This window comes from Steroidobacter cummioxidans, assembly GCF_003104955.1.
The window spans coordinates 1-26,283 of sequence record NZ_LSRW01000063.1 but is presented as its reverse complement, the minus strand read 5'-3'; the positions used below and the strand labels follow the sequence as shown (position 1 = coordinate 26,283).

Genomic DNA, 26,283 nt, shown 5'->3' with positions numbered 1-26,283 from the left:
ATGACGTTGGGTCTTGCCGTCAAATAGTCGACGTAAAGATTTGCCGTGCAAGCAAAAGCTTGCGGTGTTGGGTCATACTGTATTAAAAGGCGCGGCAAGACATATTGTCGTCAAGTCATCCCACTAAAGTCATTTAGTTACAAGCACAAGGCGAATAGGGGCGGGTATGGAAGAGGGTGCAAGGCCATTGAGCGATATTCCGGCGATCAACCGGTTCCTGAGCTACTGCCGGATTCGCACGGTGCCTTCCAAGACCGTTGTCATCCATGCCGGCGACCTGCCGGACGTGCTGTACTACATCGTCAGCGGCTCGGTCGAAGTCATGATCGAGGACGAGGAAGGCAACGAGATGGTGCTCGCCTACCTCAACAAGGGGCAGTTCTTCGGTGAGATGGGCCTGTTCTACGAACAGCCCACGCGCAGCGCCTGGGTCCGCACGCGTCAGCAGTGCGAGCTGGCCGAAATGACTTATCCCCGCTTCCGTCAGCTCGCGGCCGAAAGCCCGGGCCTGGTGTTCGAGCTCGCCACGCAGCTCGCCACCCGCCTGGATCGCACCAACCGCAAGCTCGGCGATCTCGCCTTCGTCGACGTCACCGGCCGCGTCGCGCACGCCATCATGGATCTGTGCAGCGAGCCCGATGCGATGACTCATCCGGAAGGCATGCAGATCAAAGTGAGCCGTCAGGAGCTGTCGCGCCTGGTCGGCTGCTCGCGTGAAATGGCGGGCCGCGTGTTGAAGGTGCTGGAGGATCAGGGCCTGCTGCGCGCGACTGGCAAGACCATCGTCGTGTTCGGCGCCCGGCCGAAGATGAAGACCAAGCCGCCGCTGGCCGCCGCCGCGGGTCGCGCTGGCGCTGCAACGGCCGCCACGTCACCAGCCAATCGTCGCACGGATGACGACGACGATGATGACGATGACTTCGACGATGAGGACGAGGAATAAGATTCCAACAGAGGCCGCGCAAGCGGCCTCTGTGCTTTCAGGCGATCACTTCGTCGCCTTGGCAATCTCGGCGCGCATCTCGGCGATGGTCTTCCGGTAATCCTTCGAGCCGAAGATGGCCGAGCCCGCGACGAACGTGTCGGCGCCGGCCGCGGCGATCTCGCCGATGTTGTCGACCTTCACTCCCCCATCGATCTGCAGGCGGATATCGCGACCGCTCGCGGCAATCATCTCGCGCGTTTTCTTCAGTTTGGTGAGCGCGGAAGGAATGAACTTCTGCCCGCCGAAGCCCGGGTTCACCGACATGAGCAGAATCATGTCGACCTTATCGAGCACGTAGTCGAGCACGTTCAACGGCGTCGCAGGATTGAGCACGATGCCGGGATGGCAGCCATGCTCGCGAATCAAACCGATGGTGCGATCGACATGCTCGCTCGCTTCGGGATGAAAGCTGATCCAAGTGGCGCCAGCCGCTGCAAAGTCGGGGATGATGCGATCCACCGGCTTGACCATCAGATGCACATCGATGGGCGCGGTCACGCCGTACTTGCGTAACGCCTCGCACACCAGCGGCCCGATGGTGAGATTGGGCACATAGTGATTATCCATCACGTCGAAGTGGACGGTGTCGGCGCCGGCCTCGAGCACCGCTTTCACTTCTTCGCCGAGACGCGCGAAGTCGGCCGAAAGAATGGACGGAGCAATCCAGGGTTGATGTGACATGGGAGAAACCTCGTGATCTATCGCATCGCGCGCGCTTCGCGCAGCACTTCGTAAGCAGCGCGCACTTGCCGGGTTTTTTCCTCGGCAACTTTCATCATCGACTCCGGCAGGCCGCGTGCGACCAGCTTGTCGGGATGATTTTGATTCATCAAGCGGCGATATGCCTTCGTGACTTCGGCATCGGATGCATCGCGGGTGATGCCGAGCACCTCATACGCCTGCGCAACCTTATCGACCTGGGGACGCGCTTCGGGCGGCTGACGGGACGACTGCTGCATGCGCAGTAGCGCCTCCATCTGCACGACCTCGTAAGCCGACACGCCGAGCGACGCTGCAACGCGCGCCATCACTTGTCGCGCTGCCGGAGAAAAGCTGCCGCTCCACAAAGCGGTCTGCAGCTGAATCTGGATGAACATGCGCAGCACGTCGGGCCGGCTGCCCAGCATCCGGCGCAGGGTGCGCAGCGTGGCTTCCAGCGGAAAGTCCTTCTCCTTGCCCTGCGTGAACAAGTTGATGGCGAACTGCACTTCACGCTCGCCAAGGCGAAACTCGGCCATGATGGCGCGCGCGGCGCGGATCTCATTTTCGGAAACGCGCCCGTCCGCCTTCGCCATGTGCCCCATGACTTGGAACGTGGCGCGAAAGAAGGCTTCCTGCACGCCTACGCCGGACAGTTGGGACGCAGCCGCATCGTCCTCGGCATTGCCGCCGAGGCGAGCGCCAACCCCGCTTTCGGCATGCGCATCGAACAGGTGACCGATGAAGGTGCCGACCAATGCGCCGAACGGACCCGCAGTCGCCACGCCGATCAGCGCACCCAGTGCTTTACCTTGCCAGAACATCGATGCTTGAAGCCCTCGTCACCCGCTGCGAGAATCCACTTTTTGGAGAACTAACCGTTGGTGGACACAATCCACCATTGGTTGGTTGCTGTGCCGTATGGTAGCAGCCTCGTGCTGCGCCACCATTCGCCCGACGCTCAACAGTGTTTTTCCTCTCATTTTCATCGAGTAAACCAGTGACTCAGCCCTCCCCGCCCATGCTCGAGTCGCGTTTGAGCGGCCTCAAGCGCATCCACCAGGGCAAAGTCCGCGATATCTACGCCATCGACGACCGCCAGATGCTGATCGTCACCACCGACCGCCTGAGCGCGTTCGACGTGGTGCTGCCCGATCCGATTCCCGGCAAGGGCGCGGTTCTGACCAAGATTTCGCGCTTCTGGTTCGACCGCACCAAGCACATCGTGCCCAATCACATCCTGGACACGCCGCTGGAGAGTGTGGTCACTGACCCCGCCGAGCGTGCGACGATTGCCGATCGCAGCATGATCGTGAAGCGCCTCAAGGCGCTGCCCATCGAAGCGGTGGTGCGCGGCTATCTGATCGGCTCGGGTTGGAAGGATTACCAGCAGACCGGCAAGGTCTGCGGCATCGAGCTGCCCGAGGGTCTGCGCCAGGCGGATCGCTTGAGCGAGCCGCTGTTCACGCCGGCCACCAAAGCCGACCTCGGCGAACACGATGAGAACATCGATTATGACCGTATGGTCGCGATCATCGGCCGCGGCCTGGCCGAACAAGTGCGCGCCACGGCGCTCGCGCTGTATCGCTTCGCCGCCGAATACGCGCTCACGCGCGGCATCATCATTGCCGACACCAAGTTCGAGTTCGGCATCGACGATGCCGGTCACCTGACGCTGATCGATGAGGCGCTGACGCCCGACTCGTCGCGTTTCTGGCCGACCGACACTTATCGGCCCGGCACCAGCCCGCCGAGCTTCGACAAACAATTCGTGCGCGACTATCTGGAAACGCTGGTGTGGGACAAGCGTCCGCCCGGCCCGAAGCTGCCGCCCGAGGTGGTCCAGAAGACCGGCGAGAAATACGCCGAAGCGCTGCGCCGTCTGACCACTTAACGGCGCACTGGCAAGTCGAGCGCTCATGCCAAGAACGATCGCATTGATCTATCTGGCGGCCGGCGCCATCTGGATTTTCGTCACCGATCGCTGGCTGGCCTGGCTGGATCTGGATCCGCGCACGATGCAGATCCTGCACACGGCCAAAGGCTGGCTGGCCATTTTCGGCTCGGCCGTGCTGCTGTACATCCTGCTCCGCCGCCACAAACGACGCGACGAAGCCGCCGTCTCCGCGCTGCTGGAATCGCAGCGCGAAGTGCAGCAGATGAATGCCGACCTGGAAAAGCGTGTGGCCGAACGCACGCGCCAGCTGCAAGCGGCGAATCGCGAGCTGGAGTCGTTTGCTTACGCCGTCTCTCACGATCTGCGCGCCCCCTTGCGCAGCCTCTCCGGTTTCAGCCAGATCCTGCAGGAAACCGCCACGGATCAGCTCGATGAAAAGTCGCTGCACTATCTGCGGCGCATTCACGATGCGAGTCAGCGCATGTCGAGTCTCATCGAAGCGCTGCTCGGTCTGTCCCGCATCAGCACCGCCGAACTGAACATTCGGCCCGTGAATCTCACGCAAGTTTGCATGGACGCCGCCGCGGCGCTGCGCGATAAATTTCCGGGTCACGACGTGCAAGTCGACATCGCACCCAACATGCACGTCGAAGGCGACGCGCGCCTGCTGCGCATCGCGATGGATTGCCTGCTGGCGAATGCGTGGAAATTTACGATCAAAGCCGCGCGACCGATGGTGAGCGTCGGTGTGCAGACCGGCGTCACCGGCGGTCATATCTACTTCGTGCGTGACAACGGCGTCGGCTTCGACATGGCTTATGCGAACAAACTGTTCGTGCCATTTCAGCGGCTGCATCCGGACACGGAATTCCAGGGCAGCGGCATCGGGCTCGTCACCGCCCAACGCGTCATCGCACGTCACAACGGCCGCATCTGGGCCGAGGCGCAGGTCGACGAAGGCGCGACGTTTTATTTCACGATCAACACGCCGCTGTCCCCGCCTGCCACGCCTTGAGGACCTTGTGAATTGCGGTGATGCCGTCGGTCAGCGCCGCCGGCCCCGGCTGCAAAATAATCGATGACTTGATCTCGTGCAGCTGCTGGTTGGCGACAGCGGGCACTGCGCCCCAACCGGCGCGCGCAGCGACGTTCCTGGGTTGAAACTTCTTGCCGCACCACGAGCCGAGAATGATGTCGGGCGCGCGTCGCACGACCTCCTGCGGGTCGGCAATGATGCGATTCTTCGCCAGCGACTGACGCGAGTTGTCTTCGAAACAATCGTCACCGCCGGCGACACCGATCAGCTCCGACACCCAGCGGATGCCCGAAATCATCGGCTCATCCCATTCTTCGAAATAAACGCGCGGCCGGGTCGTGAACTGCGCCGCCGACGCGCGAATGCTGTCGAGATTGGCCGCGAGTCTGGCGCACAGCTGCGCCGCTTTCGCTTCGCAGCCAATCATCCCGCCGAGGATGCTGATCATGCCGAAGATGCCGGCAATGTCGCGGTGATTGAAAATGTGCACGTTCAAGCCGTGGCGCACCAGGTCGGCGGCGATATCGGCCTGCAGGTCGGAGAAGCCCAGCACCAGATCGGGCTCGAGCTCCCGGATGCGATCGACCTTGGCACTGGTGAACGCCGACACCTTGGGCTTTTCCTTGCGGGCCCGGGCGGGGCGCACGGTAAAACCCGAAATACCTACGATGCGCCAGTCCTCTTCGAGCAGGTACAGCGTCTCGGTAGTCTCCTCGGTGAGGCAGACGATGCGGGATGGAAAGTTGTCTTCTGGTCGAAACAGGCCGAGGCCGTTTCGACGGGAGCCGGGTGTGTCATTCATAAACTTGCTCGTCTGCCGCGCGCGTGTCAGGCTGCTCTTGCATGATCGCGCTGCTGCTAGCCCGTCTGGAACATTGGCTGTTCGAGCCGCCGGAATCCATCATCGGCCGGCCGCTGTGGAAACTTACGCGGATTCTGCGCTATCCCTACGCACTGATACGCGACATCACCCTCGGTGAGCTCACGCTCCGCGCCATGAGCCTGGTGTACACGACGCTGCTGTCGATCGTGCCCATCATCGCCCTGTCCTTCTCGGTGCTCAAAGGCCTGGGCTATCACCGCGAGCTCGAGCCGGTACTGTACAGCTTCCTGGAGCCGCTCGGCGACCGCGCCTACGAAATCACCCAGCAGGTGATGGGCTTCGTCGATAACGTGCGTGGCGGCGTGCTCGGCTCCCTCGGCTTGATGTTCCTCCTCTACTACTTGATCTCGACCGTGCAGAAGGTCGAAGAAAGCTTCAATTTCGTATGGCGTGTCGAGCAGCCTCGCAGCATCGGGCGCCGCTTCAGCGAGTATCTCAGCGTCATGGTGGTCGGGCCGGTGGTCATCGTCAGCGCGTTTGGCTTGATGGCGACGCTCGGCAGCAGCAGCTTCGTACAAACGCTGTCGCATTACCGGCCCTTCGACACGGTGGTGCTCCTCTTGGGTCGTCTCACGCCATATCTGCTGGTCTCGGGCGTATTCACATTCATGTACGCCTTCGTGCCCAACACCAAAGTGCGCATGAGCGCCGCATTGATCGGCGGTGTCGCTGCCGGTGCGGCATGGGCTTTCGGTGGCATGGTGATGGCTAGATTCGTCTCGAGCACGACCACCACCACGATCATCTATGCCGGCTTCGCCATCGTCGTCGCGGCGCTGATCTGGGTGTATATCTCCTGGCTCATCCTGCTGCTCGGCGCGCAGCTGGGGTTCTATGTGCAGAACCCGCAGTACCTGCGGCCAGGGCGCGGCGTGATCGCGCTGAACTCGAGCCTGCGCGAGCGCGTCGCGCTGTCCATCATGTATCTCATCGTCAACGACTACCGGACGGCACAGCATCGCTGGACAGTGAATCGTCTCGCCGACCATCTGGATCTGCCGGGCGCTGCGCTCACGCCGATCATGGACGCGCTCGAAGAGCGCAAGCTGTTGCTGGTTGCTGAAGATGACAGCTGGGTACCGGCGCGCGATCCGCATGCGATCGAATTGAACGACGTGCTGGACGCCGTCCGTCACGACACCGCGGGGCCGCGCCTCGCCAAAATCAGAGATATCGCGCCGGCAGTGGAAGCGGCGCGGATTGCCGAGCAGGCGCTACAGAACAGCTTGAAAGGAAAGACGGTGGCGGAGCTGGTCGAACAGACCAACAACGTCCGCCACCTGCCCACTCATCAGGCGTAACTACTCGCCCGCGATCGTCATCTTCTCGAGCAGCACCGAGCCGGTTCGAATGCCGCCGCGCGCATCGACGTCGCTGCCGACGGCAACGATCTCGCGATACATGTCCTTGAGGTTGCCGGCGATGGTGATCTCGTTCACCGGATATTGAATCTCGCCGTTCTCGATCCAGAAGCCGGCGGCGCCGCGCGAGTAGTCGCCGGTCACGCCGTTGATGCCCTGGCCCATCAGCTCGGTGACCATCAGGCCGCGGTTCATCCTCTTCAGCAGCGCCTGAAAGTCATCGGACCCCGAGGAGACGATGAGATTGTGAACACCGCCGGCATTGCCGGTGGTGCGCAGCCCGAGCTTGCGGGCCGAATAGGTGCTCAGCACGTAGCCGGTGAGCACGCCGTCCTTGATCAATTCGCGATCGCGCGTGACCACACCTTCGCTATCGAAGGGCGAGCTGGCGAGCGCTTTGGGAATATGCGGCCGCTCCGAAATCTGCAGCCACGACGGAAAGAGATCTGTTGACCGGCGGCGTCGAGCAGGAACGACGCGCGTCGATATTGGCTGCCGCCGCGAATCGCACCGAGGAAATGCCCCATGAGACCGCGAGCCAGCTCGGGGACGAACAGCACGGGCGCAGTCAGCGTCGACAGCTTCTTCGCATTCAAACGACGCAACGCGCGCGCTGCAGCCGTCTTGCCGATGGACTCGCCATCTTCGAGCTCGCGCCAGTCGCGCACCGAGCTATACCAGTAATCCCGTTGCATCTCGCCGTTTTCCTGCGCGACGACCACGCAGCTCAGGCTGTGAATGCTGCTCGGAAAGCCGCCGAGGAATCCGAGTGAATTGCCGAACACGCGCAGGCCTTGATGACTCGACAGCGTCGCGCCTTCGGAATTGCCGATGCGCTTGTCGGCTTTGAGTGCCGCCGCTTCGCAAGCCACCGCCAGATCGCGTGCAGCGTCGGGCTCGATGCCCCACGGATGCGACAGCTGCAGATCGGGAAACTCACGCGCCAGATCCTCGGGATCAGGCAAGCCGGCGCACTCATCTTCCGCCGTGAAGCCGGCGATGCTGAATGCTTTAGCAACGGTCTCACGAATCGCTTGAGGGCGCAGATCGCCGGTGCTCGCCGTGCCTTTGCGCTTGCCCCGATAGACGGTGATGCCCATGCCGCGATCGCGCTGATACTCGAGCGTCTCGACTTCGCCGAGACGCGCGGTGACCGACAGCCCGGTGTCGACGCTGACACCGACCTCGGATTCAGTCGCGCCGAGCCGACGCCCCTCCTCGATCGCTAAGGCAACCAGGTCCTGCAGGTCCTGTTGCGAGTGGCTGAGCTGGGTGGATGAGGTGCTGGGAACTTGAGCCATGGCCGGATTGTATCAGTCGGCATGGTTCCACCGCGGCCAGCTGAGACCGACGACTTGCATGGGGGCCGTCGGGCACGCATCCTTGCGCCCCCAGAAACGGCCTGTCCTGACATGACCGACGACGCCGACGAGAACGGCTCCTACGACGAGCGCCCCAGTAAAAGCGCGCGCAAGCGGCAGAGCGACGACCTGCAGGCGCTAGGCGAAGCGCTGATCGCGCTGTCGGACAGCGAGCTGGACGCCCTGCCCCTGCCCGAACAACTGCGCGATGCCGTGGTGCTGGCCCGTCGCATCACCGCCCATGGCGGCCTGTACCGGCAGAAACAGTACATTGGCAAGCTGATGCGCAAAATCGACGCCGAGCCGATCCGCGAGGCCCTGAACGCCAGGCGCGACCGGGAGCGCGTCGAAGCCATTCGGTTCCACCGCATCGAGCAATGGCGCGACCGGCTGCTGCGTGAAGGCAGCGAAGCGCTGGCCAGCTTCAAAACCGAGTTCCCGCACATCGACAGCAACGCCATCGGCAAGCTGACCGAGCGGGCTCGCAAGGAACAGCTGCAGGCGGCGCAAAAGGTCACACCCGCCGGCCGCGAGCTGTTTCGCGTGCTGCGTGACGCGCTGTCACGCGAGCCCGAATAAGCGTCATCCATCCACCCCTGCTTGCTACAATCACGCGTATGAAACCGTTGGTCGGCATCATCATGGGCTCGAAGTCCGATTGGGAGACTTTGCAGCCTGCTGCGGACACCCTGCAGCGCCTTGGCATCGCATTCGAGACACGCGTGGTCTCGGCCCATCGCACACCGGACTTGCTGTTCGAGTACGCCGAGACGGCGCGCGAGCGCGGTCTGGAGGTCATCATTGCCGGCGCCGGTGGCGCTGCCCACCTGCCGGGCATGACCGCTGCCAAAACCAGCCTGCCCGTGCTGGGCGTGCCGGTGCAGTCGCGGATGCTCAGCGGCATCGATTCATTGCTGTCCATCGTGCAGATGCCGGCCGGCATTCCGGTCGGCACGCTCGCGATCGGTCAGGCTGGCGCGACCAACGCTGCGTTGTTTGCCGCTTCGATCCTCGCCAACAAATACGAGCCGGTGCGCACCGCGCTCGACAAGTTCCGGGCCGACCAGACCGCGACCGTGCTGGCCAACCCCGACCCGTCCCTCACTGCCGCCTCCCGGCCATGAAGATCGGCATCATCGGTGCGGGCCAGCTGGGACGCATGCTGGCCCTGGCGGGTTATCCGCTCGGCCTGCGTTTCGTGTTCCTGGATCAGAGCAGCGACGCGCCCGGCGGCCAGGTCGGCCGCATCATTCCCGGCGCCTTCGACGATCCGGACAAGCTGGCCGAGCTGGCCGATGAAGTCGATGTCGTGACCTTCGACGTCGAGAACGTGCCGGTCGCAGCGGTCGAGCCGATCGCAGGCCGAAAACCTTTCCTGCCGCCGGTGCAGGCGCTCGGCGCCTCGCAGGACCGGTTGCACGAGAAAACATTGTTCCGGCAGTTGAAGATTCCGACGCCGCAATTCATGGCAGTCGACTCGCTCGAAGATCTGCGCGTCGCCGTTGAAAACATCGGCTTGCCCGCTGTGCTCAAGACGCGCCGTCTCGGTTATGACGGCCGCGGCCAGTTCTATCTGCGCAAACCCGCAGACATCGAAACGGCATGGCAGACACTCGGCACCGTGCCGCTGATCTACGAAGGCTTCGTCGACTTCTCGCGCGAAGTTTCCATCATCGGTGTGCGCAGCACGCGCGGCGAGACAGTGTTTTATCCGCTGTCGGCGAACACACATTCGCAAGGCATTTTGCGCCATTCAATTGCGCCGTATCGCAACGCCTCGTTGCAGAAGCAGGCGGAAACATACATGCGCCGGCTGCTGAAACATCTGGACTACGCCGGGGTGCTCACCATCGAGTTCTTCGTGCGCGGCGGCAAGTTGATTGCCAACGAGATGGCGCCTCGCGTGCACAACTCGGGGCACTGGACCATCGAGGGTGCACAGACCAGTCAGTTCGAGAATCACGTGCGTGCCATCCTCGGCTTGCCGCTGGGAAGCACTCGTCCGAACGGTCACTCGGCCATGATGAATTTCATCGGTAGCATTCCCGAGCTGGGGAACATTCTGAAGGTGTCGGGCGTACACTTCCACAGCTACGGTAAAGAACCGCGCCCTAACCGCAAGCTAGGACATTGCACCATCAACGCCCCATCGCCGGCCGCCAGGGATCGGGCATTGCAGCAGTTGCTCCGGCTGAAGATGTAACTCGAGCGATTTCGTCAATCGCCAGATTCTGGTGAATTGACATCGGGATTTTTGTGTCCGGCTACGGTTCTTGCGTAAACTTGCATCGCCTCGACGGCGGGCTTTCGGGGCGGTCCCGCCCGCCAAGCCCTCCCCCGACAGGCCTACGGAACTGATCCAACGCCGCAATGTATCTCGAACTGTTCAAGCTGCACGAACTGCCGTTTCGGCTGACTCCGGACCCGCAGTTCCTGTATCTGTCCAAGCACCATGCCCGCGCCAAGGCGTACATGGAGTCCACCATCTGGTTCACCGACGGCTTCGTGGTGATCACCGGTGAGATCGGCTCGGGCAAGACCACCCTGATCGAAACCTTCCTCAAGGAGCTGGAGAAGGACGTGGTGGTGGCGCAGATCAATCAGACCCAGGTCACCGCCATCGAATTCCTGCAGAGCGTGCTGGTGCAGTTCGGTTTTTCGCCGTTCAAGATGAAGAAGGCCGAGCTGCTGGCGACCTTGAACGAATTCCTGGTCGAGCAATATGCCAACGGCCGGCGCGTGCTGCTGATCGTCGATGAAGCCCAGAATCTGTCAAACAAGGTCCTGGAAGAGATCCGCATGCTGTCGGGCGTGGAGACCACCAAGGAAAAGGTCCTGCGCATCATCCTGGCCGGTCAGCCGGAGCTGAACGACAAGCTCAACGCGCCGGGACTGGTACAGCTGGCACAGCGCATTCGTCTGCGCTTCCATCTGACCGCGCTGTCCAAGACCGATATGGCCGCATACATCCAGCATCGTCTGGAAGTGGCTGGCTCGCAGGGCCGGCAGATTTTCGATCCGGAAACATTCCCGCTGATCTATCGCTATACGGGCGGCGTGCCGCGTCTGGTGAACACACTCGCCGATACGGCGATGATGGCCGCGTTCGCGCAGGATCGCGCCTCCGTGACGGTCGACGATGTGAAGGCGGCGGTCGAAGAGCTGCAGTGGGTCGAATACGCCGAGCGTTCCGTGAAGTTACAGGCGCTGCATGGCATCCCGGGCAGCATGAATGGCGGCATGCACGGCGGCATGAACGGCGGAGAAGAACCAACCGGCGCGCGTCGCATCGTGCTCGGTCGTATCCTGGTCGGCTTCAACGGTCAGACTATCGCCGAGCGCGAGCTGACGCCCGGCCGCTTCATCATCGGTCGCACGCCCGACAACGATCTGCAGATCGACAGCAAATTCATCAGCCGACACCACGCGCAGATCATCACTTCGATTCATACATCGGTGCTCGAAGACCTGAACAGCACCAATGGAATTTACGTGCGCTCCAAGCGCGTCCGCCGCCGCATGCTGAACGATGGCGACGTGGTGCAGATCGGTCAGCACGAGATCATGTATTTCGACGAGCGCACCAATCGCAGCCGCACGGCGTTCCACGAAATGGACGACGATGCGCAGCCCATGCATGACGGCCCGGACCGCGGCCACGCGGCCACGCTTGCACAGGACGACGGTTCCTCCTTGGAGGAACGGGCGGAACGCGAGGAAGAAGAGGAAGAGCAGCGCGCGAACGAGTTCGGCGGCGGCCGCTGAGGTCGTTAGATTTTATCGTCGAGCGAGCGGCTGTCGTATTCGGCCTGTTTGGTCCGGTAGTCCTTCCGGCGCAGCCACAGCACCAGCCCGCCCATCAGGCTGAGCGCGCCCACCGCAAGAAACACACTGGGCCAGGTCTTGGCCTCGATCAGCCAGGCCGCCCCCAATAGGCCGGCGCCCACCAGCATGTACAGGTAGGGCAGCAGCTCGTAGAGGGGACGAGAAATCCACATAGGAAACGGACTGAGACCGGCGACCGCGCAATCGTATCAGCGCGGCCGCCGTCCGGGGTAACTGACAGAGCGAAGGTACTAAGCGGCGGTACCGCCGACGGTCAGCCCGTCGACGCGCAGGGTCGGCTGGCCGACTCCCACTGGAATGTCCTGCCCTTCCTTGCCGCAGGTACCGACGCCCTCGTCCAGCTTCAGATCGTTGCCGACCATCGACACCCGGCGCATCACCTCTGGGCCGTTGCCAATCAGCGTGGCGCCACGCACCGGCGCGCCCAGTTTGCCGTTTTCGATCAGATACGCCTCGCTGGCCGAGAACACGAACTTGCCGGAGGTGATATCCACCTGGCCGCCGCCGAAGTTGCGGCAATACAGACCCTTCTGCACCGAGCCGATGATTTCCTGCGGATCGTGCTTGCCGGCCAGCATGTATGTATTCGTCATGCGCGGCATGGTCATGTGCGCGAACGATTCGCGGCGACCGTTACCTGTCGGCGCAACCCCCATCAGTCGGGCATTCAGCTTGTCCTGCATATATCCACGCAGGATGCCGTTCTCGATCAGCGTCGTGCACTGAGTCGGCACACCTTCGTCATCGATGTTCAACGAGCCGCGACGCGAGCCAAGCGTGCCGTCGTCCACGATGGTGCACAGCTCGGAAGCGACCTGCTCGCCGATGCGGCCGGAGAATGCCGAAGTGCCCTTGCGATTGAAGTCGCCTTCCAGACCGTGGCCCACGGCTTCATGCAACAGCACGCCCGGCCAACCCGGACCGAGCACCACGGTCATCGTACCCGCCGGCGCCGGCACGGCATCGAGATTCACCAACGCACCGCGCACTGCTTCGTGCACCAGCTCTTTCCAACGATCTTTTTCCAGGAACTTGGCGAAGCCATAACGACCGCCCGTACCCGCGTAACCCTGCTCGCGCCGACCGTCCTTCTCGACGATCACAGAAACATTCATTCGCACCAGGGGACGCACGTCGGCGGCAACGGTGCCATCGCTCGCCATCACGAGCACGACTTCATGCGCGCCGGACAAGCTCGCCATCACCTGCGTCACACGCGGATCGATACGACGCGCTTCGCGATCGACGCGTTCGAGCAATTCCACTTTGTCGGTGTCGCTCAAGCCTTCGAGCGGATCGAACGGCAGATACAGCTGATGGCCGGCGGTCGAGCGCCACGCCTGCATGGATTTGTTTGCTCCGCTGCGTGCGATGGCCCGCGCCGCGAGCGACGCTTCGGTCAGCGCCGGCAACACGATCTCATCCGAATAGGCAAAACCGGTTTTCTCACCGGCGAGCGCGCGCACGCCAACGCCCTGCTCGATGCTGTGTGAGCCGTCCTTGACGATGCCGTCTTCGAGCGACCACGACTCCTCGCGGCTCAGCTGAAAATACAAATCGGCGTAATCCACGCTGTAGCCCATCACGCTACCGAGCACGCCGGCGATACGATCTTCATCCAGCCCCGAGGGCGCGAGAATGGCCTGGCGCGCCACATCCAGCGGCTGTGAAGCGCTGAATGCCTTGGGCAATTCCAGATGCAGACGGTCGTGAACGGCGCGGGTCGTGGTGCTCATGCGTGTGGGTATTCCTCGTGATCGGTCCGCGGGGGATTATCGATCGGTCAGGGGCGGCGGCGCGATTGTAAAACGCCGATGCGACAGGGCCGGGAATCGTTCGCGGAGTTCTTGTTGCACAGTGCGGTCGATTTCCGCCACTGCAAGGCCGGGACCGGCCTCGGCGACGCGGGCAACGACCTGGCCCCAGGGGTCCACGATGAGCGAGTCTCCCCAGGTCTCCCGCCCATTGGGATGGATGCCACTTTGCGCTGGGGCCAGGACGTAGCACAGATTCTCGACCGCCCGCGCGCGCATCAACAATTCCCAATGCGCCTTACCGGTAGGTGCGGTAAACGCTGAAGGCAGGCTGAGGATTTCCGCCCCCTGCTCCTGCAACACCCGAAACAGCTCCGGAAAGCGCACGTCGTAGCACACCGCCATGCCAATTCTACCCAGGGGAGTCGGCACGACGGCGGGCTGACTGCCCGGCGCCACCGTGGCGGATTCCCGATAGCGCTCATCGCGCTGGGGCGCGTCGCGATTTGGCCGATCTCGATTGGGAATGGCTACATCGAACAAATGAATCTTGTCGTAGCGCCCGACGCAGCGGCCCTGTTCGTCGAACACCAGCGATGCGGCGGCGACGCGCTGCGGCTCATTCTCGACGCGTAGGGGAATCGTGCCGCCGACGATCCACAGACCCAGCTCGCGCGCGCAGCGGCCTAGAAACGCCTGAATGGGCCCCTCGCCGGGGATTTCGGCCACCTCGACCTTATCGGTCTCCTTGCGGCCCATGATGGCAAAGTTCTCAGGCAGCGCCGCCAGCGTCGCGCCTGCGGCGTGCGCACGCTCCAACAAGCTGCGCGCCATCGCCAGATTGGCTTCGACCTCGGGGGTCGAGGTCATTTGCAGTACAGCTACACGCGTCGGGGAAAAGTCGCGCCTTTTGCCCGACGCGTCAAAAGGGCCTTGGCCACTTTTGATCATGGAAGCAGTTGAATCAGTCACCCGTCACTTCCGCCTTGGCATCCGCCGCATCGACTCGTTCGACCACTGGGGAATCCCAGGGTCCGGTGATGCGATAGTAGCCGCGGGTGATGCCCTTGAGGGGCTCCTTGAATACCTGTGAGAACAGCAACACCGCCGCACCCACGACCGGACCGCCAGCCAACGCCCCAGCCACCGGCAAGGAAGCGCCGAGATTGCCGGTCACGACCGCGGTCTGGTCATAGTCGCGCGAGCCCAGGCCAGTACGGCCCGCGATGCCTATCTCCGCAGCCGGGCCTCTGAGCAGCAGATTGTTCGTATAGGCATTGCCATCGCGTAATTCGAAATCGCCGTGGATGGTATCGAACGCCAGCCCTTTCTCGGTGAGGTCGCTGAAGTCGAGTGCCAGTCGACGCGGCAACGCGCCCACGCTGAACAAGCCGAGCACGCGACCTGCGCCGGGTTGCACATTCGCAATCTGACCGCTCTCCGCCTCGACGCTGATCGCACCCGAAGCATGTTCGAGAATGTTGCTGTCGAAGCCGCCATTCCACGCCACGTCCGCTGTGATCTCGCCGCGCTTTGCTTCGATGAATGGCGTGTAGCCGAGCGCTTTCAGCGTGGCCGCGACATCCTTGCTTGCAATGGTCGCATCCAGAGTGGATCGCGGACCATCCACAGTCCTCAACCACTGCCCCCGTGCGTCCGCGCGCACTGATTCGGCGAGGATGGTGGCGTTGTCGAAGCGAATACCTTGCGAGACTCGAGTCGCTTTCAAATCGACCGCGCCGACGTTTCTGCTGCCGACAAGAAAGTTGCTCACGTAAATCTGCATGTTCGGCAGATTGCGTGGATCCACGTCGTCATCGTCATCGTCTGCTGCTGGAGTTCCTTCCGCTGCGGGCACCTTGTTGATGACCAGCCGCTCCATGGTCGCGCGCAGCGGCTGTGTTCCAGTGAACGATTCGGGAATCAACACCTGGCCCGCGGCATTGTCGCCGCTCACATCGACGCGCCAACCGCTCTGAGTCGCCTGCAACACGCCGCGCAGATCGGCGAAGCGATAACCGAATATTTGAAAGTCGGCGACTCGCACGTTCGCGGCCTGGAGATAGTCCGACAGCTTCGGACCTTCGTCGTCGCTGGCAGCGCCTCCGGGCGTCGCGTCCGTGCCTCGCAGCGCCAGCCAATCATCCAGCACGAACCGTTGCACGTTGCCTTCGATCCGCAGTCCGCGATGGCTTGGTAATGCCGGCGCCACCGCATCGGCACGCACACCGCCGCGATCCAGAGCCCAACCATTCTTCGACTCACGCAGCCGGATCAACGCCCTCACATCGCCATAAGCGGTGCGCGACAGCAGCTGATCGTCATCGATCTCCAATGCGACCTGCAGCGGCCGCTCGTCCGCAATGCCCTTGCCCAGCGGCTCCGGCAAAGTGACTCCGAGCCCGCGCAGATTGGAATCGATTTTGATGTGGAGCCGTTTTGCGGCTTCAGTGTCGCCGCTCGCGATCGGCATGCTCACGCGGTAGTCGCTGGCGCCACTGAGCTTGACCGTCGCCGGCAGGGAGAACAGTGCATGCAGCTCGGACGCCTCTGCATGACCTTGCGCCTCCAGCTGTGCAGTCTTGGCACTGCTCTGCTCGATCTTCAACGCCATCGGCCCGCCCAGGAATCGACCTTTCAGGTCCGCCGCGGCGATCAATTCGTTCTTGACGGTCAGCTCACCGGTCAACGACTGCACCGGCGCCGAGACCCTTTGCACCGTCACGGTCGCATCGGCGATACGCGCGGTGACGTCGATCTTGCGATCGTCGAGATGCTCCAGCGGCAAGTCCAAGTGCACGTCCGCGGTCATCGGCCCTCGCCCGCGCAATCGCGCAAACGTTTCACCCAGGCTCGGGCCGATCGGGCTCTCACGCACGAAAGCGAGCCCGGCGTCCACATCGCTCGCAGCCGCCGCCTTGATCGACAGCTCGCCGTGTTTGAGATCGGGAATCTCGGCCGTCGCTTGAGTCAGACGCAGATTCCCGACCGTGCCCGTCGTGGCGTGGATGCGCATACCTTCGTTGCGGAACTCGACTTCAGCCGCGACATCGCGCGCCGGCTGCCAGCCTTCCTGGTAATCGAACAGCGCGTTGTCGACCTGCGCGCGCACCAGGAATGTTCCTTCGTCGTGGCGGAACGGGAACTGACGCATCGGTCCTTTGTATGTGAACTCCGCCGTGGAGACGTGCCCGTCGACCAAGGCCTGATCGAACCACTCCAATGTCTTCGGCCCGAGCTTGTCGGCCGGCAGGTACTTGTGCGTCGAGCCGACTTTCAGATCTTCGCCCTGTGCGAACAGATCCATCATCGGCGAGGTGCCATCGCTGGGCAGCGTCAAATGCATGCGAGCCACGGCGCGGCCATCGTCCCCCTGCACTCGCACCTGGTCGGTGTCAATCACCAGACCCGCGTCATTTCGCTGCCACGACACAGTACCGTCAACCGAGGACGCGACCAGCACGCTGCGAAACATTCGCGGCAGGTTGAACTCGACGACCTTGGTCGCCAGCCGCAGTTGACCGCCACGATCGTTGGCCTCGATGCTGCCAGAGATGCCGGCGAGCCCCGGCACCTGCAACACCGGCGCGAACTGGATGCCATCGAGCTTCGTTTGCACCGAGTAAGTGGCAGGCACATCGGCCGCCGTGCGCGCGAACGAGAACTTCACGTCGGTCAACGCACCTCGCGTCTGCATGGCGCGCACGCGCGCCATCGCTTCGCTTTCCGGCACATACGCAAGCCAGGGCCAGATGTTTTCGAGCACGAGTCGATCCGCCTCGCCGCTGACCTCGAGCATGCCCTGATCGTTATGCGACCAGCGCGCCACGATTTTCTTTGCCTGCCATGACGAGTCGGAGCGGATCGCATCCAGGTCGGACAGAGTGACATTCCACTGCTGGTTCGACTTCTGCGCGTTCAGCGCAAACGCCAGTCGCGAGTAACTCAGTATTTGCGGCGGCGGTGGCTGGTAAGGCTCTTCAGCGACTGGTGGTGGCGGCGCGGGCTCGATGGGATGTTTGGGTGCGTGTTTCGGCTCATCGTCATCGTGGTCGGGCGGCACCAATGGCGCCGCTGCCGGCAGCGGAATCGACCACACGGGCAACTCTGTAGTGAGCTGGCCCACATCGACGGCTGCTGACACCTGCAACAACTCAGTGCCTTTCAACGTGCCGCTCACGCTCACGGCGCCGTGACCGCTCTCGGGCGCGGGCCACGCATCGGGCAACAGATCGGCCCAGCCCGCCAGATCCAACTTCTGTCCCTGCACGCTGAAGGTCGAGAGCAGCGCGCTGGAGTTTTGAAGCGCACCTTCGGCCGTCGCCGAGAACTTCAGCTGGTCGCCCAGGGCCGGCGGCAGTGAGGCCGTGCCATGCAACTCCATCGATTGCGTGCTGCGCGCGAGCTCGAAATTCACTCCCGACAGCGACCAAGGTCCGCGCCCAGTGATGGCATCACGGAAACTCACCACCGCGTCATGCACGACGAAGCGGCCAGTCGGTAATTGTTCCAACGAGATCGGCTTGATCTCGCGCTCGGGCAGCGCGCTTTGCCCCAGCAATTGAATCTTGCCCTCGCGCGTGCGGATCAGCGCGATCTCCGGCGCCTCGAGTGCGAAGCGCCCTCCGGTCAGTCGACGATTGACCAGGGAGGTCCACAGATCGAAACCGACACTGCCCCGACGGGCAACGAACAAGGTGCGAGTGCGATCCGGCGTGCGCACGACGGCATCATCGAACACCAGCTCCGGGCCATACAGCCGCAGGCGCGCGCTCAGCGTCCGGAATTCGACGATCAGCCCGCTGCGCTCGCCGATCCAGTCCTGCAGCTGTACTCGATATTCCGGCACCCGCCCGACGATGAAGCCGAACAGGGCAAACAACAGGCCCACGACGACCACCAGCACCACCAGGGTGCCGAGCAGCCATTTAAGGATTTTGCGTGGGCGTGGGGACATTACCGGAAGGCATTACACTGCAATCACATCAACACCACATCGTATTGATCCTGTTGGTACAGCGCTTCGGTCTGAAGACGGATAGGCTTGCCCGTGTGCACTTCCAGCTCGGCCAGCGCCGCCGACTCCTCGTCGAGCAGCCGCTCGATCACATCCTGATGCGCCAGCACCATCAGCTCCTGGAACTGGAACTGGCGTGACTGTCGCAGAATCTCGCGGAAGATCTCGTAACAAACTGTTTCCGTAGTCTTGACGAAGCCGCGGCCCTCGCAGGTTGGACAGGCCGAGCACAGCATATGTTCAAGGCTCTCGCGCGTGCGCTTGCGCGTCATCTCCACCAGGCCCAGCGGCGACACGGACGAGATGTGATTCTTCGCATGATCGGCGGCCAGCGACTTCTCCAGCGCCTGCAACACCTGCTTGCGATGCTCCTCCTCTTCCATGTCGATGAAGTCGATGATGATGATGCCGCCCAGGTTGCGCAGGCGCAGCTGGCGCGCGATCGCCACGGCCGCTTCCAGGTTGGTGCGGAAAATCGTCTCTTCCAGGGAGCGCTGGCCCACATAGGCGCCGGTGTTCACATCGATGGTGGTCATCGATTCGGTCTGGTCGAAAATCAGATGGCCGCCGGATTTGAGCGGCACTTTGCGCTCCAGCGATTTCTGGATTTCGTCCTCGACGCCGTACAGATCGAAGATCGGCCGATCGCCCTTGTACAACTCGATGCGCTCGCTCATCTCGGGCATGAAAGTGCGCGCGAACTCGATCATGCGCTGATGGGTCTCGGGCTGATCGACACTGACGTGTTCGATGCCAGTGGACACCACGTCGCGCATGACGCGTACCGGCAATGGCAAATCCTCGTGCACCAGATTGCCCGGCCGGGTGCCGGCCGCTTTCTCGCTGAGCACGGTCCACAGTTTCTGCAGGAACATCATGTCGGCGCGCAACGCGTCTGGCGTCGCGCCCTCAGCAGCAGTACGCACGATATAACCGCCGGGTTCATCGGGCCGCACGAACAGGCTCGCGGCCTCGCGCAGGCGCTGCCGCTCCGCTTCATCTTCGATGCGCGCCGAGATTCCGATGCCCCGCCCCTTGGGCATGTAAACCAGGTAGCGTGACGGAATCGTAATGAACGTCGTCAGGCGCGCGCCCTTGGTGCCCAGCGGATCCTTCAGCACCTGGACCAATATTTCGCTACCTTCGCTGACTAGCGTCTGAATATCCGGCGTGCGCCCTTCATCGACCGGCAGATCGGGACTGCCGTTCTCACCCACCGCCGGATGCACGATGTCGGAAGCGTGTAGAAACGCAGTGCGCTCCAGGCCAATGTCGACGAATGCGGCCTGCATGCCCGGCAGCACCCGGGACACTCGTCCCTTGTAAATGTTGCTGATGAGGCCGCGCTTGTTGGCCCGCTCCAGGAAGATTTCCTGCAGCACGCCGTTTTCCACCAGCGCGGCGCGCGCTTCGCGCGGGCTGATATTGATGAGGATCTCGGCCGTCATCCTTGAACCTCACTGGTGATTTGATGCGCGGCGAGCAATTCGGCGGTCTCGAACAAGGGCAACCCCATGATGCCGGAGTAACTGCCGGCGATATGACGAATGAACACGGCGCCGCGCCCCTGGATGGCGTAGCCACCCGCTTTGTCGGCAGGCTCGCCGCTGCGCCAGTAAGCCCGCATTTCCGCCTCGGCGAGCTTTCGAAAAGTCACATCGCTGATGCTCAAACGCACTTCACTGCCGTGAGCACTGCGAACCGCCACGGCGGTGTGCACCTGATGCGTACGCCCCGACAACAGCTGCAGCATGCGCACACAGTCGTTTTCGTCGGCCGGCTTGCCGAGGATGGCCTGATCGACAACGACGGTGGTGTCCGAGCCGAGCACCGGCAGCCGCTCGTTCTGCGGCAGCGTGTCCCAGAGCGTGTCGGCCTTCAGCGCGGCGAGTCGTGTGACATATTTCTCCGGCGCTTCGGCCCCGGCCACGGACTCGTCGACGGACACCGGCGCGACCCGGTGCGCGACCCCGATCTGGGCCAGCAAAGCGCTGCGCCTGGGCGACGCCGAGGCCAAGTAGATCAACGGCTTGGCAGATGAAGTTGCAGGTTCTGACATGCGCCGAAGGATACAGGCCAGAGCGCGTCAGGAACATTGTTCAGTCGCAGTATTCACTGCGACTGAGGCCCGTTTTTGAACTTGGGCCGCGACTAGAACTGCTGATTCGCAAGGAACACGTCGCGATCGGCATCCGAGAAGAACACCAGTGACACCCGTTCGATCGCGTCGGCCTGCGACAGCGCCTCCATGATCGCGGTCGATGCGACCGCGGCCGCTTCGTCCTTCGGGTAGCCATACGCGCCGGTGGAAATGGCCGGGAACGCCACCGAGCCGAGCGCATGATTCGCCGCCAGCGCAATGGATTTCTTGTAGCAGGACGCGAGCAGCGTCTGCGCCTGCTGATCGCGACCCCAGATCGGGCCGACGGTATGAATGACGAAACGCGCCGGCAGATTGCCCGCGGTCGTCAGCACCGCCTCACCGGCCGGCAAGCCTTGCGGATAGGACGTTTCGCGCAGCTCCCGACAGGCCCGCAGAATTTCCCCGCCGCCGCGCCGATGAATGGCGCCGTCGACGCCGCCCCCGCCCAGCAACGAGGCATTGGCCGCATTCACGACGGCATCGACCCGCAACCCGGTGATGTCACCGGTGCAGACCTCGACCCGGCCGTTCAGGAATTCGTGACTCATGGGAGCTTTCGGTCGGTCTTGCCCTTGCGCCCAGCGCAAAGCGGCGGCCGGCTCCTCGAACATGCGCATCCTTATGTCCGAGCCGACGGCCTCGCTGATGAGAATTAGGACGTGCCCGGCGGCCGCCAGGTTCCCCGGTTTGACAATTGCGGCCCAGCGCACTTCGCAGGGGACGGCAATGTGCACCAGGTAGTCGCGCAGGCGCTGGATTTCGCTGTAGTCCCAATTGCCATACGCTTCGCGATAATCGGCGATGGCATGCATGCCGGGGACATATTCCGGATCGGCGCGTGCCTGATTCAGCAACTCCATCAACGAATCGGTCGTCAACTCGCCCCAGACTTTGAGCCTGATCAGGTTTGCACTGGCGTCGATTGAGTAGCTGGACTCCATGACTATCGCCATATCCTCGATCCCGTCCTGGCCAATGCCGTGGCCGCTTCCTATCATAACCTCGTCACGTTCATTTGCGACTGCTTCAGTGGCAACGGATGTGCGGCGAAAATCAACTCAGGATGTTCTATACATTGCTTCCGACCGATGTCGAGTCAACGTGAATAGGGTCAAGGATGCGCCCCGAGGATAAAAAAGTTCCCGGCAGTCGGCAGCGCGCGGCGTTTCCGACCATTCCCGGTTATCGTTTCCTGCAAACCATCGCGCGCTCGCCGAAGTCCGAGGTGCACGTGGCGTTGTCGGTGGAGCTGGGCCACAACGTGGCCATCAAGGTGCTGCGCACCGGCCCGCTGTCGACCCTCGAAGCCGGCGAAGAGGAGCGCTTCGAGCGCGAGCGCGAGCTGCTGATGCGCATCAAACACCCGGCCATCGTCGATGTTTACGACTGGGGCCACGGCGAGGACTTTCGTTACATCGTCACCGAGTACTTCCCGGGCGGCAGCCTCGAGCTGCGCATTCGCAACTTGATGACGGCGAAAGACAGCGTGGACATCTTTCTGCAGATCGCCGCGGCTTTGCAGGTTGTGCACGCCGCCAACCTCTGTCATCGCGATCTGAAGCCCGCCAACGTCATGATGCGACCCGACGGCCGCATCGTGCTCATCGACTTCGGCCTGGCCAAACATCTGGGCACTTCACACACCAACGCCGGCGAAGTGCGCGGCTCGCCCTACTACATCAGCCCGGAACAGGCGGAAGGCGCCGAGGTCGATCAGCGCAGCGACATCTACAGCCTGGGCATCATGTTCTATGAAATGCTGACCGGGCAGCGGCCGTTCAAAGGCGGCTCGGTGATCGCCATCATCCAATCCCATCGCAACGACCCGATCCCGGTGTTGCCGGAGTCGCTCAGTCGCTTCCAACGTTTGATCGATGGAATGCTGGCGAAGGACCCGAACGAGAGGTTTCCGACCGTTGCGTCTGCGGTGGCGGAGCTGGCTCGCTTGAAAGTTTGAGGTCGGTGGTTCGCGTCGACGTGCTGTCAGAGGCGTCGGTGGTTCGCGTCGACGTGCTGTCAGAGGCGTCGGTGGTTCGCGTCGACGGGAGCGACCTACCTCCGCCCGGCACCGGGCACGGCCGGAGCGCACTGCGCTCCTCACCGCACGTCCATGATGAGCCCTGCTGTTTCGGTCCCGTCCCTGTACCGAAAAGCTGCCGGGCGGAGGTAGGTCGCTCCCGCCGACGCCGAAAGGTCTCAGGCGCGTTGCGCGTGACTCTGCTCCGACCACCAGCCCTCAATTGAAAATTTGAGCTCGCGCGTTGTCGCAACGGCAGTTGCGGCCGCGCTAAAGCGCGGCCGCTCCGGTGAGCTCACTTCAGTTCGTTCGGGGCGGTGGCTGTCGGGGGTCTCGGGAAGTTCGCAAGCACCGTGACGCTAAGCCCGCCGCCATTCGAGCAAACCGTTGCACGCTGGCAGTACCTCCGCCGCCGCGCGTTGCAGCTCGCAGCGCGATAGCGCGTTAAGGGCGAGCGACACTGACCGTGACGCAGCCACTGACCAAATCGTGCGGCAGCCATCGACGCACAGCCCACCAGCAGTAAAGACGCTCGCGAGTTTCCCGAGACCCCCGACAGCCACCGCCGAGCCACCAACGCTCTCATCCGGCACTTCAAGCCCGATGGTAAGGATGCCCCTTGATAATCATCACCGCGCGATACAGCGCCTCAGCAACGACAACGCGTGCGAGCGCGTGCGGCAAAGTGAGCGCGGAGAGGGACCACTTGAAGTCCGCACGTGCGTCGACGTCAGGCGCCAGGCCTTCCGGCCCACCGATGCAGAAAACCACATCGCGACCGTCGCGGGCGCGCTGTTGGAGAAACTGAGCCAGCTGTTCGCTGGATATGTTCCGGCCACCCACCTGCAGGGCTACGACATACGCGCCTTGGGGAATGGCAGCGAGCATCTTCTCGCCTTCTTTGGCGATGGCTTGCGCCGGGGGGCTGGACCCGGCGCGTTGACCGAGCGCGATTTCTTTGAGTTCTAGCTTGTAGTCGCGCGTGAAGCGGCCCGCGTATTCCTGGAAACCGGCGTTGACCCAGTCAGGCAGCTTTGTCCCAGCAGCTGCGACGATCAACCGCATGAGTTGTTCACACGTTCGGGTTCAGGCGCTCTGCTCGGCCGCTTCGCGGCGCGCGGCACTCACGTCCCACAGGCTTTCGAGCCGGTAGAACTCGCGCACCTTCGGCAGCATGATGTGGACGATCACGTCGCCTATATCGACCAGCACCCACTCGCCGTCGCGCTCGCCTTCCACGCCCATCGGACGGAAACCCGCCTTCTTCGCGAATTCGACCACGCGATCCGCGATCGAGCGCACGTGACGATCGGAGTTGCCGCTGGCGATGACCATGGTGTCGGTGATGTCGGTGAGCTTGTTCACCGCCAGCACTTTCACGTTGACCGCCTTCATCTCATCGAGCGCGTGCTCGACAACGCTGACGACCGGCTGCCGCTTCGGTGCCGCAGCTGCGGGCGCCTTGCTTTGAGTGGCTTTCTTCTTCGCTGCCGGCGCCGGCCCCTTACTCGCGAGCTTCTTTCGGGCGGTGCTCAGCTTGGTGACTTTGGCAGGCGCCTTGGCAGCCTTCTTTTTGGCGGATTTGGCTTTGGCACCAGCACTGGATCGGGAAGTTTTTGCTCGCTTGACGGCCATGCTCACCTCTTGGGTTGCGACTTGTAACAGCCGGTCTGCTCGATGATCGCCCGGACCGAATCGGGCATCAGATAACGTGGATCGCGGCCCATCGCGATCAGCTTGCGCACTTCGGTGGACGAAATTTCCAGCTGCGTCACCGCGTGAATGTAGATGCACCCGGCGCGCTGCTCGTGCAGATCGTTGATGCGGCCGGTGCCGCGATCGACGAGGAGCTCGCCCAGCGGCCCCATGCTCGGGGCGCGCCAGCCGGGACGGTGGGCCACGACCAGGTGCGCCAGCTCCAGCAGTTCACGCCACTGGTGCCATTTCGGCAAGCCTAAAAATGCGTCCATGCCGACGATCAGGCACAGCGAGTGGTCGGGAAAGTCCGCTCGCAAGGTCCGCATGGTATCGACCGAATAAGACAGTCCTTCGCGTCGGATCTCGCGATCGTCGACGGTGAAGCCCGGCTGGCCTTCGGTCGCAGCTTTGACCATGGCGAGGCGCTGCTCGGCATCGGCCACCGTGGTATCACGATGCGGGGGCGTGCCGGCCGGCATGAAGCGCATTTCGTTCAAGCGCAGCGCTTGCAGCAATTCAAAGGCGGTGCGCAGGTGACCGAAATGAATCGGATCGAAGGTGCCGCCGAAAATACCGATCGTCGTCATGGGAAGGTTATGCAGCTTTAGGCAGCGGTCGCGAGCCTGACGCCGGCGAGTCCTGCGACCAATCGTTCGAATTCCAGCCACGGATTGCTGCGGATCACACCCTTGATCATGCGATCGGCGCGCTCGGCGCTGAGCAGCAGCTCGCGCACGGTTTTCGGCTTCAGGCGCGACAGCGCATGCTTCATGGCTGGCTGACGATTGCGCCACACGTAGAGTGCATTCATGGCGCTGTCGGCGCTCTGGCCTCGACGCATCAGATGCTGACAACGTGCGATCCACTGCAAATCCTTGTTGAGCGCCCAGAGCACGATCGGCGGCTCGACATCTTCGCCGCGCAGTCCTTCCAGGACGCGCAAGGCTCGCGCCGCATTGCCTTTCATGGCCGCGTCACCGAGTTGCAAAACATCGAAGCGCGCGCTGTCGGCGACCGCATCGATGATCGTGTCGGCGCTCACGGGGCCTGGCGGCAACAACAGCGCCAGTTTTTCGACTTCCTGGTGGGCGGCCAGCAGATTGCCTTCCACTCGCTCCGACAGCAGCGTCGCCGCTTCGGCATCGGCTTTGAGATTTTGTTTGGCGAGGCGATCGCGGATCCAGGCGGGCAAGCGGGCCAGCTCCACCGGCCAGATCTGCACCACCACGCCATGCTTTTCGATGGCGCTGACCCAACGCGAGCCTTGCACGCGACCGTCCATCTTGCCGGTGACGATCAGCACCAGGTTGTCGGCCGACGGCTCGGTCGCCAGCTCGATGATGGCATCGGCGCCCTGCTCGCCCGGGGTCGGATTTGGTCATTCCGGATCTCGATGATCTTGCGCTCGGCGAAACAGCGACAATTTTGCCTTTGCTGTTTGGCGAGCAGCGCCTGCCAGTCGAAGCCACGCTCGACCACATGCAATTCACGCTCGGTAAAACCCTGGCTGCGGGCACGCGCACGCACGGCGTCGGCCGCTTCGTTCACCAACAGCGGTTCCTGTCTCTTATACACATCTCCGAGCC

The 26,283-nt window shown here is 62.8% G+C and carries 22 protein-coding genes and 3 pseudogenes; 9 read left to right on the top strand and 16 right to left on the bottom strand.

Annotation, left to right across the window (positions count from 1 at the left end; genetic code table 11):
• Positions 1–166: 166 nt before the first annotated feature.
• A pseudogene (gene crp / locus D0550_RS25590) lies at positions 167–802 on the top strand (cAMP-activated global transcriptional regulator CRP); the annotation flags it as partial.
• Positions 803–988: 186 nt separating this feature from the next.
• On the opposite strand, the gene rpe reads toward crp, so the two are convergent.
• Both rpe and djlA read right to left on the bottom strand, forming a co-directional pair.
• Positions 989–1,666: a ribulose-phosphate 3-epimerase gene (gene rpe, locus D0550_RS25585; RefSeq protein ID WP_116812040.1), complete on the bottom strand. Its 678-nt coding sequence runs from the start codon at positions 1,664–1,666 to the stop codon at positions 989–991.
• Positions 1,667–1,683: 17 nt separating this feature from the next.
• Complete coding sequence (gene djlA / locus D0550_RS25580; RefSeq protein WP_116812039.1) at positions 1,684–2,508, bottom strand: co-chaperone DjlA; 825 nt, start codon at positions 2,506–2,508, stop codon at positions 1,684–1,686.
• A gap of 197 nt (positions 2,509–2,705) precedes the next feature.
• Between djlA and D0550_RS25575 the strand changes: the two genes are divergently transcribed.
• Together D0550_RS25575 and D0550_RS25570 are read left to right on the top strand one after the other, a co-directional pair.
• Positions 2,706–3,578 (top strand): phosphoribosylaminoimidazolesuccinocarboxamide synthase, encoded by an 873-nt coding sequence (locus D0550_RS25575; RefSeq protein ID WP_116812038.1) that lies wholly within the window; start codon positions 2,706–2,708, stop codon positions 3,576–3,578.
• Between the two features lie 25 nt (positions 3,579–3,603).
• Positions 3,604–4,596, top strand: a complete 993-nt coding sequence (locus tag D0550_RS25570; RefSeq protein ID WP_116812037.1) for a sensor histidine kinase — start codon at positions 3,604–3,606, stop codon at positions 4,594–4,596.
• Here the strand turns inward: D0550_RS25570 and D0550_RS25565 are convergent.
• Positions 4,562–5,419: a cobalamin-binding protein gene (locus D0550_RS25565; protein ID WP_116812036.1), complete on the bottom strand. Its 858-nt coding sequence runs from the start codon at positions 5,417–5,419 to the stop codon at positions 4,562–4,564. The two genes, D0550_RS25570 and D0550_RS25565, sit on opposite strands and share 35 nt — an antisense overlap.
• A 41-nt stretch (positions 5,420–5,460) precedes the next feature.
• Between D0550_RS25565 and D0550_RS25560 the strand changes: the two genes are divergently transcribed.
• Positions 5,461–6,801, top strand: coding sequence for a YihY/virulence factor BrkB family protein (locus tag D0550_RS25560; protein WP_116812035.1), 1,341 nt, complete (start codon positions 5,461–5,463; stop codon positions 6,799–6,801).
• Here D0550_RS25560 and pmbA read toward each other — a convergent pair.
• A pseudogene (gene pmbA, locus D0550_RS25555) lies at positions 6,802–8,162 on the bottom strand (metalloprotease PmbA).
• 111 nt (positions 8,163–8,273) lie between these two features.
• Here pmbA and yjgA point away from each other — a divergent pair.
• From yjgA to D0550_RS25535, 4 genes are all read left to right on the top strand, one after another.
• Positions 8,274–8,801, top strand: coding sequence for a ribosome biogenesis factor YjgA (gene yjgA, locus D0550_RS25550; RefSeq protein ID WP_161966051.1), 528 nt, complete (start codon positions 8,274–8,276; stop codon positions 8,799–8,801).
• 38 nt (positions 8,802–8,839) lie between these two features.
• The gene (gene purE, locus D0550_RS25545) at positions 8,840–9,346 is read left to right on the top strand and encodes a 5-(carboxyamino)imidazole ribonucleotide mutase (protein ID WP_116812033.1); all 507 of its coding nucleotides are present in this window, start codon (positions 8,840–8,842) and stop codon (positions 9,344–9,346) included.
• Positions 9,343–10,425 (top strand): 5-(carboxyamino)imidazole ribonucleotide synthase, encoded by a 1,083-nt coding sequence (locus D0550_RS25540; RefSeq protein ID WP_116812032.1) that lies wholly within the window; start codon positions 9,343–9,345, stop codon positions 10,423–10,425. The genes purE and D0550_RS25540 overlap by 4 nt, the downstream gene beginning before the upstream one ends.
• Positions 10,426–10,592: 167 nt before the next feature.
• Positions 10,593–11,987: an AAA family ATPase gene (locus D0550_RS25535; protein WP_116812031.1), complete on the top strand. Its 1,395-nt coding sequence runs from the start codon at positions 10,593–10,595 to the stop codon at positions 11,985–11,987.
• Positions 11,988–11,992: 5 nt separating this feature from the next.
• Here the strand turns inward: D0550_RS25535 and D0550_RS25530 are convergent, their stop codons facing one another.
• From D0550_RS25530 to D0550_RS36145, 7 genes are all read right to left on the bottom strand, one after another.
• Positions 11,993–12,220 carry a hypothetical protein gene (locus tag D0550_RS25530; protein WP_116812030.1) on the bottom strand — a complete coding sequence of 76 codons (228 nt, stop codon included), beginning with the start codon at positions 12,218–12,220 and terminating at the stop codon, positions 11,993–11,995.
• A 78-nt stretch (positions 12,221–12,298) separates the two neighbouring features.
• Positions 12,299–13,804 (bottom strand): metalloprotease TldD, encoded by a 1,506-nt coding sequence (tldD, locus tag D0550_RS25525; RefSeq protein WP_116812029.1) that lies wholly within the window; start codon positions 13,802–13,804, stop codon positions 12,299–12,301.
• Between the two features lie 36 nt (positions 13,805–13,840).
• Positions 13,841–14,773 carry a carbon-nitrogen hydrolase family protein gene (locus D0550_RS25520; RefSeq protein ID WP_116812028.1) on the bottom strand — a complete coding sequence of 311 codons (933 nt, stop codon included), beginning with the start codon at positions 14,771–14,773 and terminating at the stop codon, positions 13,841–13,843.
• Between the two features lie 13 nt (positions 14,774–14,786).
• Entirely contained in the window at positions 14,787–18,779 is a 3,993-nt protein-coding gene (locus tag D0550_RS25515) for a YhdP family protein (protein WP_116812027.1), read from the bottom strand.
• A 23-nt stretch (positions 18,780–18,802) separates the two neighbouring features.
• Entirely contained in the window at positions 18,803–20,287 is a 1,485-nt protein-coding gene (gene rng, locus D0550_RS25510) for a ribonuclease G (RefSeq protein WP_116812026.1), read from the bottom strand.
• Positions 20,284–20,898: a Maf family protein gene (locus tag D0550_RS25505; RefSeq protein ID WP_116812025.1), complete on the bottom strand. Its 615-nt coding sequence runs from the start codon at positions 20,896–20,898 to the stop codon at positions 20,284–20,286. Before D0550_RS25505 ends, rng begins: the two co-directional genes overlap by 4 nt.
• 92 nt (positions 20,899–20,990) lie before the next feature.
• Positions 20,991–21,935, bottom strand: a complete 945-nt coding sequence (locus D0550_RS36145; protein ID WP_241520923.1) for an O-acetyl-ADP-ribose deacetylase — start codon at positions 21,933–21,935, stop codon at positions 20,991–20,993.
• A gap of 164 nt (positions 21,936–22,099) precedes the next feature.
• On the opposite strand from D0550_RS36145, the gene D0550_RS25495 reads away from it, so the two are divergent.
• Positions 22,100–22,939, top strand: coding sequence for a serine/threonine protein kinase (locus D0550_RS25495; protein WP_116812024.1), 840 nt, complete (start codon positions 22,100–22,102; stop codon positions 22,937–22,939).
• A gap of 654 nt (positions 22,940–23,593) precedes the next feature.
• Here D0550_RS25495 and rlmH read toward each other — a convergent pair.
• From rlmH to D0550_RS37210, 5 genes and pseudogenes are all read right to left on the bottom strand, one after another.
• Positions 23,594–24,064, bottom strand: coding sequence for a 23S rRNA (pseudouridine(1915)-N(3))-methyltransferase RlmH (rlmH, locus tag D0550_RS25490; protein WP_116812023.1), 471 nt, complete (start codon positions 24,062–24,064; stop codon positions 23,594–23,596).
• A 21-nt stretch (positions 24,065–24,085) separates the two neighbouring features.
• On the bottom strand, positions 24,086–24,535 hold the full coding sequence (rsfS, locus tag D0550_RS25485) for a ribosome silencing factor (protein WP_414717341.1): 450 nt from the start codon (positions 24,533–24,535) through the stop codon (positions 24,086–24,088).
• Between the two features lie 101 nt (positions 24,536–24,636).
• On the bottom strand, positions 24,637–25,284 hold the full coding sequence (nadD, locus tag D0550_RS25480; protein ID WP_116812021.1) for a nicotinate-nucleotide adenylyltransferase: 648 nt from the start codon (positions 25,282–25,284) through the stop codon (positions 24,637–24,639).
• A 17-nt stretch (positions 25,285–25,301) separates the two neighbouring features.
• A pseudogene (gene holA, locus D0550_RS25475) lies at positions 25,302–26,045 on the bottom strand (DNA polymerase III subunit delta); the annotation flags it as partial.
• A complete protein-coding gene (locus tag D0550_RS37210) occupies positions 25,994–26,224 on the bottom strand; it encodes a hypothetical protein (protein WP_414717340.1) in 231 nt (76 codons plus the stop codon). The gene D0550_RS37210 and the pseudogene holA, both read right to left, overlap by 52 nt.
• Positions 26,225–26,283 lie beyond the last annotated feature (59 nt).

Excerpts from the sequence above, each read along its gene's own strand:
- rpe (WP_116812040.1), bottom strand. The coding sequence starts at position 1,666 with ATGTCACATCAACCCTGGATTGCTCCGTCCATTCTTTCGGCCGACTTC.
- djlA (WP_116812039.1), bottom strand. The coding sequence starts at position 2,508 with ATGTTCTGGCAAGGTAAAGCACTGGGTGCGCTGATCGGCGTGGCGACT.
- D0550_RS25575 (WP_116812038.1), top strand. The coding sequence starts at position 2,706 with ATGCTCGAGTCGCGTTTGAGCGGCCTCAAGCGCATCCACCAGGGCAAA.
- D0550_RS25570 (WP_116812037.1), top strand. The coding sequence starts at position 3,604 with ATGCCAAGAACGATCGCATTGATCTATCTGGCGGCCGGCGCCATCTGG.
- D0550_RS25565 (WP_116812036.1), bottom strand. The coding sequence starts at position 5,419 with ATGAATGACACACCCGGCTCCCGTCGAAACGGCCTCGGCCTGTTTCGA.
- D0550_RS25560 (WP_116812035.1), top strand. The coding sequence starts at position 5,461 with ATGATCGCGCTGCTGCTAGCCCGTCTGGAACATTGGCTGTTCGAGCCG.
- yjgA (WP_161966051.1), top strand. The coding sequence starts at position 8,274 with ATGACCGACGACGCCGACGAGAACGGCTCCTACGACGAGCGCCCCAGT.
- purE (WP_116812033.1), top strand. The coding sequence starts at position 8,840 with ATGAAACCGTTGGTCGGCATCATCATGGGCTCGAAGTCCGATTGGGAG.
- D0550_RS25540 (WP_116812032.1), top strand. The coding sequence starts at position 9,343 with ATGAAGATCGGCATCATCGGTGCGGGCCAGCTGGGACGCATGCTGGCC.
- D0550_RS25535 (WP_116812031.1), top strand. The coding sequence starts at position 10,593 with ATGTATCTCGAACTGTTCAAGCTGCACGAACTGCCGTTTCGGCTGACT.
- D0550_RS25530 (WP_116812030.1), bottom strand. The coding sequence starts at position 12,220 with ATGTGGATTTCTCGTCCCCTCTACGAGCTGCTGCCCTACCTGTACATG.
- tldD (WP_116812029.1), bottom strand. The coding sequence starts at position 13,804 with ATGAGCACCACGACCCGCGCCGTTCACGACCGTCTGCATCTGGAATTG.
- D0550_RS25520 (WP_116812028.1), bottom strand. The coding sequence starts at position 14,773 with ATGATCAAAAGTGGCCAAGGCCCTTTTGACGCGTCGGGCAAAAGGCGC.
- D0550_RS25515 (WP_116812027.1), bottom strand. The coding sequence starts at position 18,779 with ATGTCCCCACGCCCACGCAAAATCCTTAAATGGCTGCTCGGCACCCTG.
- rng (WP_116812026.1), bottom strand. The coding sequence starts at position 20,287 with ATGACGGCCGAGATCCTCATCAATATCAGCCCGCGCGAAGCGCGCGCC.
- D0550_RS25505 (WP_116812025.1), bottom strand. The coding sequence starts at position 20,898 with ATGTCAGAACCTGCAACTTCATCTGCCAAGCCGTTGATCTACTTGGCC.
- D0550_RS36145 (WP_241520923.1), bottom strand. The coding sequence starts at position 21,935 with ATGGCGATAGTCATGGAGTCCAGCTACTCAATCGACGCCAGTGCAAAC.
- D0550_RS25495 (WP_116812024.1), top strand. The coding sequence starts at position 22,100 with ATGCGCCCCGAGGATAAAAAAGTTCCCGGCAGTCGGCAGCGCGCGGCG.
- rlmH (WP_116812023.1), bottom strand. The coding sequence starts at position 24,064 with ATGCGGTTGATCGTCGCAGCTGCTGGGACAAAGCTGCCTGACTGGGTC.
- nadD (WP_116812021.1), bottom strand. The coding sequence starts at position 25,284 with ATGACGACGATCGGTATTTTCGGCGGCACCTTCGATCCGATTCATTTC.